The organism is Ruegeria sp. AD11(2025) (assembly GCF_056542405.1).
On the sequence record NZ_JBQFZU010000134.1, the window covers coordinates 1 to 693 of the forward strand.

At 52.5% G+C, this 693-nt stretch carries 2 protein-coding genes; both read left to right on the forward strand.

Features of this window, described 5'->3' with window-relative positions:
- Positions 1 to 260, forward strand: a 260-nt coding sequence (locus tag ACR1XY_RS24715; RefSeq protein WP_480597498.1) for a Panacea domain-containing protein, incomplete at its 5' end; no start/stop codon positions are given.
- 3 nt (positions 261 to 263) lie between these two features.
- A complete protein-coding gene (locus ACR1XY_RS24720) occupies positions 264 to 638 on the forward strand; it encodes a hypothetical protein (RefSeq protein ID WP_480597500.1) in 375 nt (124 codons plus the stop codon).
- Positions 639 to 693 lie beyond the last annotated feature (55 nt).

The following is a 693-nucleotide window of genomic DNA, read 5'->3' on the forward strand; positions in this document are numbered from 1 at the left end:
CTCTTGGGGCTCTGGACGAGTTAAGCGAACGAGAAATCGGTGTTCTGGAACATGTTTGGTCAGAATTCGGTCATATGAATGGCTTTGATCTGGCCGATTGGACCCACGACCACATCCCGGAATGGGAAAACCCGAACGGATCGTCGCGCCGAATTCCTCTTGATAGAATGATGGCGGCAGTGGGTTTAGAACGATCAGTCGAACGCGCCCGCGAGCTGGAAAGCCTAGACCAAGCGTCAGCGCTTCTGGGTTCCCTGTAAAGTATGGCGTACCAGCGCGGAACTTTTCTTTTACAATCCGGGACACCCACCCAGCCAGAAATGAAACACCTGCATATCGTTTGCAATGACACCTGCCCATTGGGCGGTAACCTAATTGTACCGGTTTCCAGCTTTTACGACGGTTGCGACAACACATGCGAATTGGATGTTGGCGACCATGAGTTCATCCGGCATCTGTCATTTGTGTTCTATGCCAGATCAAAGGTCGTAGAAGCGGCGCAAATTGATGCGTTGGTGGAACAAAAAATGATTACACCGAAGCCCGATGTTTCCGAGGCAGTGTTTCAGAGGGTTCTACACGGCATTTGCGCATCCCCGGACACCCCGCCAAAGGTGAAGAAATATCACGGCTGTTAAGCCCCAAGCTCATCCTGGAACGCTCCTGCCGCTCGCTGCGGTAAGCACAGACAGG

Coding starts and splice junctions, on each gene's coding strand:
- ACR1XY_RS24720 (WP_480597500.1), top strand. CDS start 264: ATGGCGTACCAGCGCGGAACTTTTCTTTTACAATCCGGGACACCCACC.